Consider the following 6,699-nt stretch of genomic DNA (forward strand, 5'->3'; position numbering starts at 1 on the left):
AAAGCAGCCCAGAACCAATGTGGGAGCCAGCAGGCTGGCTCCCACAGTTTTTTGTGTGATGACCGCTTATTGGGTGTAAGAACTCACCGCCGAGCGCGGCATCACCGGCTGATTGTCATTGGATATCGTCACTTCCACCCGACGATTCATCGCCCGCCCCGAGGTGCTGGTGTTATCCGCCACCGGGTATTCCTTGCCGTAACCCTGGGCAACGATGCGGGTCGGGTCCACGCCCATTTTCACCAGCGCCGCACGCACCGAACCGGCGCGACGTTCCGACAGCGACTGGTTGTGCGACGCCGTGCCGGTGCTGTCGGTATACCCCTCGACGATCGCTTTGCGCTCCGGGTTTTCCTGAAGATACTGCGCGAGTTTGTTGATGTTCATCAGACCGGTGGACTTGAGTTCCGCCTTGTCGGTGGCAAACAGCACATCACCGAACGTCACCAGCGTGCCGCGATCCGTTTGCTTGGCGTTGAGGCTGTTTTGCAGCTGTTTGATTTGCTGATCACGAGCGTCCAGACGCGCTTCGGCCCGCTGCGCCGAGGTGTTTTTCAGGTTTGCTTCAGCGGTGCGCAGGGCGATGGTTTGCTTGGCCACTTCAACCCGCTGGTTGGTCAAGTAGGCAAGTTGGTCAACCTTGGCGGCATCCTCCCTTTCCCTGTACGCCTGATCGGCCTTGGCCAGATAATCGCTGGCTTCCTTGGTTTCCAGCGCCGCGACCTTGGCTGCTTGCGGGTCGGCTTGCAGGCCGGAGTAATTGGTGCGGGCCTGTTCGAGGCTGGCGTTGGGCGGTGTGGAACAGGCTGCCAGCGCAACGGTGACGGCCAGCAGGGCAGGGATCATCAGTTGATTAGGTTTCATGATTTCGTCCTTTTTAGTCGATTAGGAATGACGTCTCGCTGCGCGGTTACTGAACGGTGCGCTGGCTTTCCTGACGCAGTTCCTGAACGCCTTGCTGAGCGTCCTTCACTGATTGTTCAGCCTTCATTGCCTGGGCCTTGCGCTCTGCCACGCGAGCGTCCCATTCGGCCTGTTCGGCAAACAGGCGGGCCTGATCGTATTGCTTGTCGTGCATGGCAATTTCAGCTTGTTTGAGTTTGTCTTGTGCGGACTTCATTTCCACGGCGGCGAATTCGGTGCCGCCTGCACTCACGGCGTCGTTGACGGCCGATTGGGTCACTGCGTATTGCTCGGTCGGCGGATTGCCGGCGCAACCGGCCAGTACCAGGCTGCTGCCGAGGGCCAACGCCGCCAGTTTCAGGCTACGCAGTTGAGTGAACGAGGATGTGCCAGTTCGGGTTTTCATGGTCTTCAACTCCATTGGGCCAGCTCCTGAAAAACGTCGACATCCATCCTGGGCAAGGAGCTTGAACCGTCATTTGCGGGGCGTTCTGAAACGCTCGTCCCAGGCGTGGTTACTTGGGTTGACCCGAGGCGTTTTTTGAAAGTTCAGAGAATTTAGCTAGCTATCGAAAAAGATGCGGCTGGATGGGCGGGGAGCTCATCCGAAAAAATGTAGGAGCGAGCCTGCTCGCGATGGACTTCAAGACACCGCGTTTTTTCAGTCACTACGCAGTTTTCGTTGACGACCATCGCGAGCAGGCTCGCTCCCACCTTGAGCAGTTTGGCGGGGAAAGGAATCAGTGTTTCTGCTTGTCGTGACCGGATGACAAATCGTGCAAATGCTGGCGGGACAGCGCAAGGAAACGCGGGGTCGCCCCGACGTCTTCATACAACGGATCGCCTTCTTCATCGGTGGCGACCACTGTCGAGCCCTTCACATACGGAAAGCTTCTTTCCAGTTCTTCCAGCGCGGCGCCGATCAGGTCGCCGAGCAGTTCTTCAGGCTGCCGCTTGGGGTACATCTCGATAATCGCCGCCAACCGTGCGGCAGCTTCCACGTCCAGATGGATCGCATAACCGGTATCGGTCAGACGACCCTTGGCGTTTTCTTCCCAGTGGTGGGCGAGCTCGCGGATTTTCATAAAGACCTCAATGCACGCCTGCTCGTGGCAGGTCTGGAGAGTGTTCGGCCATGGCCGACGACAGCCGCTATACGGCTACTGTTCAGACTAGCTTCAACGCGCAAGGTTTAAAGGCCCTTCGTCGTCTGGCTTGTAAGAACCGGTCTGGAGCGGCACTCTCTAGGGCTTGGCCGCCCGGATTTCTGCTGGAGAACTGCTGATGACTGATATTGATGCACGCTTGCGCGAAGACGTTCACCTGTTGGGTGAGCTGCTGGGCAATACCATTCGTGAGCAGTATGGCGACGGTTTTCTCGACAAGATCGAGCAGATCCGCAAGGGCGCCAAGGCTGACCGTCGCGGCTCCATGGACGCCGAACTCAGCGCCAGCCTCAACCAACTGACCGACGATGAATTGCTGCCGGTGGCGCGGGCGTTCAACCAGTTTCTCAACCTGGCCAACATCGCCGAGCAGTACCAGTTGATTCACCGGCGCGAAGAATCCCAACAGGCACCGTTCGAATCTCGCGTGTTACCGGAATTGCTCGCTCGCCTGCGCGCCGAAGGGCACGGGGCCGAAGCCCTGGCCCGACAGTTGGGGCGGTTGGAGATTGAACTGGTGCTGACCGCGCACCCGACCGAAGTCGCGCGGCGTACGCTGATCCAGAAATACGACGCCATCGCCGCGCAACTGGCCGCACTGGACCATCGCGATCTGACCGGCGCCGAACGCGATCAGATCAAAACCACGCTGCAACGCCTGATCGCCGAAGCCTGGCACACCGAAGAAATCCGCCGCACGCGCCCCACGCCCGTGGACGAAGCCAAGTGGGGGTTCGCGGTGATCGAGCATTCGCTGTGGCAGGCGATTCCCAACTACCTGCGAAAGGCCGATCAGGCGCTGCATGCGGCCACCGGCCTGCGTTTACCGCTGGAGGCCGCGCCGATTCGCTTTGCCTCATGGATGGGCGGCGACCGTGACGGCAATCCCAACGTGACAGCGGCCGTGACCCGCGAGGTGCTGTTGCTGGCGCGCTGGATGGCGGCTGACTTGTACCTGCGCGATGTCGATCACCTGGCCGCTGAACTGTCGATGCAGCAAGCCAGTGATGAATTGAAAGCCAAGGCCGGGGACAGCGCCGAACCGTATCGGGCGGTGCTCAAACAATTGCGCGAACGCCTGCGTGCGACTCGCAACTGGGCGCACACGTCGCTGTCGACACTCACGCCGGCCCCCGCCGAGGTGCTGCAAAACAATCGCGAACTGCTCGATCCGCTGGAGCTCTGTTACCACTCGTTGCACGAATGCGGCATGGGCGTGATCGCCGACGGGCCGCTGCTCGATTGCCTGCGTCGGGCGGTGACGTTCGGGCTGTTCCTGGTGCGGCTCGATGTGCGTCAGGATTCGTCGCGGCACAGCGCTGCGATGACTGAAATCACCGATTACCTGGGCCTCGGTCGTTATGAAGACTGGAGCGAAGAGGAGCGCATCGCCTTCCTGATGCGCGAACTGAACAACCGTCGACCGTTGTTGCCGACGTACTTCAAACCGTCCGCCGACACGGCCGAAGTGTTGGCGACCTGCCGCGAAATCGCCGCTGCGCCGGGGGCGTCCCTCGGTTCCTATGTGATCTCTATGGCCGGGGCGGCTTCCGATGTGCTGGCGGTGCAACTGCTGCTCAAAGAGTCCGGCGTGTTGCGGCCGATGCGCGTGGTGCCGTTGTTTGAAACCCTCGCCGACCTCGACAACGCCGGGCCGGTGATCGAGAAACTGTTGCTGTTGCCGGGCTATCGCGCGCGCCTGCAAGGGCCGCAAGAAGTGATGATCGGCTACTCCGACTCGGCCAAGGATGCCGGCACCACGGCGGCCGCCTGGGCGCAGTATCGGGCGCAGGAGCGACTGGTGGATATCTGCCGCGAACAACAAGTGGAACTGCTGTTGTTCCATGGCCGTGGCGGCACCGTGGGCCGTGGCGGTGGCCCAGCGCATGCGGCGATTCTGTCGCAGCCACCGGGCTCGGTGGCGGGGCGGTTCCGCACCACCGAACAGGGCGAAATGATTCGATTCAAATTCGGCCTGCCGGACATCGCCGAGCAAAACCTCAATCTGTACCTGGCGGCGGTGCTCGAAGCGACGCTGTTGCCGCCACCGCCGCCGACGCCAGAGTGGCGGCACTTGATGGACGAATTGGCAGCAGACGGCGTCAGTGCTTACCGCGCCGTGGTGCGGGAAAATCCGCAGTTCGTCGAGTACTTCCGGCAATCAACGCCAGAGCAGGAACTGGGGCGCTTGCCGCTCGGCAGTCGCCCGGCCAAGCGTCGGGCCGGCGGGATTGAAAGCCTGCGGGCGATTCCGTGGATCTTCGGCTGGACCCAGACGCGCCTGATGCTGCCGGCGTGGCTCGGCTGGGAAGCGGCCCTGAGCAAGGCACTGGAACGCGGCGAAGGTGAGCTGTTGGGGCAAATGCGCGAGCAGTGGCCGTTCTTCCGCACCCGCATCGATATGCTGGAAATGGTCCTGGCCAAAGCCGACGCAGAGATTGCCCAATCCTATGATTTGCGTCTGGTCGCGCCGGATCTGTTGCCGTTGGGCGCGCACTTACGCGACCTATTGTCGCAGGCGTGCACCATCGTCCTCGGCCTGACCGGGCAGTCACAGCTGCTGGCACATAGCCCCGCGACCCTTGAGTTCATCCGGTTGCGCAACACCTACCTCGACCCGCTTCATCTATTGCAGGCCGAATTGCTGGCCCGTTCGCGGCAACAGGACGTGGCGCAGGGCAGCCCGGTAGAACAGGCGCTGCTGGTGTCTGTAGCGGGGATTGCCGCCGGATTGCGTAACACCGGCTAACGATTTTGTCGTGGGATCAGGCATCCGGCGCTTGAGTCGGATGCCGTCGTGTGACAGGTCAAAAAGTGCTGCCAAGCGACAGTTAATGATGGGGTTGCGACTTGGGGAACTGCGCGCAATGGTCGCAAGAGGCGGCGGTTTCTCCGACTTTCGGCGGCTTGTGTGGTCGCAGCCTGCTGTGTATCTTGATCAGCCTTTGGCCGTTTGGGCGGTCACGACCCTATTTTGAGATTGGCCCCACGAGGCGAATCTGACGTTATCTATATAAAAAATTGAGGAGCACATCGATGCGCGTCATTCTGCTGGGAGCTCCCGGGGCCGGTAAAGGTACTCAGGCACAGTTCATCACCGAAAAATTCGGCATTCCGCAAATCTCCACCGGCGATATGCTGCGTGCCGCGGTCAAGGCTGGCACCGAGCTGGGCATCAAGGCCAAGAGCATCATGGATGCCGGCGGCCTGGTCTCCGACGACCTGATCATCGCGCTGGTCAAAGACCGTATCGCTCAGTCCGACTGCGCCAACGGCTTCCTGTTCGACGGCTTCCCGCGCACCATTCCTCAGGCTGAAGCCCTGGTGACTGCCGGCGTTGAACTGGATGCCGTGGTTGAAATCGCCGTTGAAGACGAAGAAATCGTCCAGCGTATCGCCGGTCGCCGTGTTCACGAGGCCAGCGGCCGCGTTTACCACATCGTCTACAACCCGCCGAAAGCTGCCGGTAAAGACGACGTCACCGGCGAAGAGCTGGTACAGCGCAAGGACGACACTGAAGAAACCGTGCGTCATCGCCTGTCGGTCTACCATTCGCAGACCAAGCCGCTGGTGGATTTCTACCAGAAGCTGTCGGCCGCCAACGGCAAGCCGAAGTACAGCCACATCGAAGGCGTGGGGTCGGTTGAAGCCATCACCGCCAAGGTGCTTGCAGCGCTGAGCTGAAAAGTCTGAATCGCTTCACCTTCTACGGCCCGCTTGCGGGCCGTAGTTGTTTATACTGACGCACTTTTTCCGACCTCTCTTGTGGATACATCGATGAGCACCTTGCTGGCCCTGGACACCGCGACTGAAGCTTGCTCCGTTGCCTTGCTGCATGACGGCAAAGTGACGAGCCATTACGAGGTGATCCCGCGCCTGCATGCGCAGAAGCTGTTGCCGATGATTCAGCAGTTGCTGGCTGATGCCGGGACCACCCTGCAAGCGGTCGATGCCATCGCGTTCGGTCGCGGGCCGGGTGCCTTTACCGGCGTGCGTATTGCCATCGGTGTCGTGCAAGGCTTGGCATTCGCGCTGGAGCGCCCGGTACTGCCGGTGTCGAACCTCGCCGTTTTGGCCCAGCGCGCCTATCGCGAACACGGTGCCAGCCAGGTCGCTGCGGCCATCGACGCGCGCATGGACGAAGTGTATTGGGGTTGCTACCGCGAAACGGCGGGTGAAATGCGACTGGTCGGTGCCGAAGCGGTATTGCCTCCGGAGTCGGCTGCATTGCCGGCCGATGCCAGTGGCGAATGGTTTGGTGCGGGCACGGGCTGGGGGTATGCCGAGCGTATCGCTGTCAGCCTGAGCGGGCAGGACGCGGGCATGCTGCCTCACGCTGAAGATCTGCTGACCCTGGCGCGGTTTGCCTGGGAGCGCGGCGAGGCCATCGTCGCCGATGAAGCTCAGCCGGTTTATCTGCGCGATAAAGTGGCGACGCCTAAAGCGCGTTAAACCTTGAAAGATCGCAGCCTTCGGCGGCGCCTACAGAGATCGCATTCCTCCGTAGATACCGTCTTGCTTCTCATCGAGCAAGCGCAAGTTTCGGGTCAAAGGGTTGGCCCGACTTGAGCACTCCGTAAACGAAATGCAGCAGTTTGCGCATCGCCGCACAGATGATCTGCTTGGGGGC

The 6,699-nt window shown here is 61.0% G+C and carries 6 protein-coding genes and 1 pseudogene; 3 read left to right on the forward strand and 4 right to left on the reverse strand.

Going from position 1 to position 6,699, the window contains the following annotated elements; translation table 11 throughout:
* Nucleotides 1-66 precede the first annotated feature (66 nt).
* The 3 genes from CKW19_RS15870 to CKW19_RS15880 form a co-directional block, all read right to left on the reverse strand.
* Entirely contained in the window at nucleotides 67-864 is a 798-nt protein-coding gene (locus CKW19_RS15870; protein WP_095058692.1) for an OmpA family protein, read from the reverse strand.
* A gap of 46 nt (nucleotides 865-910) precedes the next feature.
* Nucleotides 911-1,324: a DUF4398 domain-containing protein gene (locus CKW19_RS15875; RefSeq protein ID WP_095058693.1), complete on the reverse strand. Its 414-nt coding sequence runs from the start codon at nucleotides 1,322-1,324 to the stop codon at nucleotides 911-913.
* Nucleotides 1,325-1,643: 319 nt separating this feature from the next.
* Nucleotides 1,644-1,988: a pilin assembly protein gene (locus CKW19_RS15880; protein WP_095058694.1), complete on the reverse strand. Its 345-nt coding sequence runs from the start codon at nucleotides 1,986-1,988 to the stop codon at nucleotides 1,644-1,646.
* Between the two features lie 199 nt (nucleotides 1,989-2,187).
* Here CKW19_RS15880 and ppc point away from each other — a divergent pair, with 199 nt between their 5' ends.
* From ppc to tsaB, 3 genes are all read left to right on the forward strand, one after another.
* Nucleotides 2,188-4,818 carry a phosphoenolpyruvate carboxylase gene (gene ppc / locus CKW19_RS15885; RefSeq protein ID WP_095058695.1) on the forward strand — a complete coding sequence of 877 codons (2,631 nt, stop codon included), beginning with the start codon at nucleotides 2,188-2,190 and terminating at the stop codon, nucleotides 4,816-4,818.
* A gap of 287 nt (nucleotides 4,819-5,105) precedes the next feature.
* The gene (adk, locus tag CKW19_RS15890) at nucleotides 5,106-5,753 is read left to right on the forward strand and encodes an adenylate kinase (protein ID WP_095058696.1); all 648 of its coding nucleotides are present in this window, start codon (nucleotides 5,106-5,108) and stop codon (nucleotides 5,751-5,753) included.
* Nucleotides 5,754-5,846: 93 nt separating this feature from the next.
* A complete protein-coding gene (tsaB, locus tag CKW19_RS15895) occupies nucleotides 5,847-6,521 on the forward strand; it encodes a tRNA (adenosine(37)-N6)-threonylcarbamoyltransferase complex dimerization subunit type 1 TsaB (protein ID WP_095058697.1) in 675 nt (224 codons plus the stop codon).
* 70 nt (nucleotides 6,522-6,591) lie between these two features.
* Here tsaB and CKW19_RS29105 read toward each other — a convergent pair.
* A pseudogene (locus CKW19_RS29105) lies at nucleotides 6,592-6,699 on the reverse strand (IS110 family transposase); the annotation flags it as partial.

The organism is Pseudomonas sp. Irchel s3f7 (assembly GCF_900187615.1).
Classification (GTDB): domain Bacteria; phylum Pseudomonadota; class Gammaproteobacteria; order Pseudomonadales; family Pseudomonadaceae; genus Aquipseudomonas.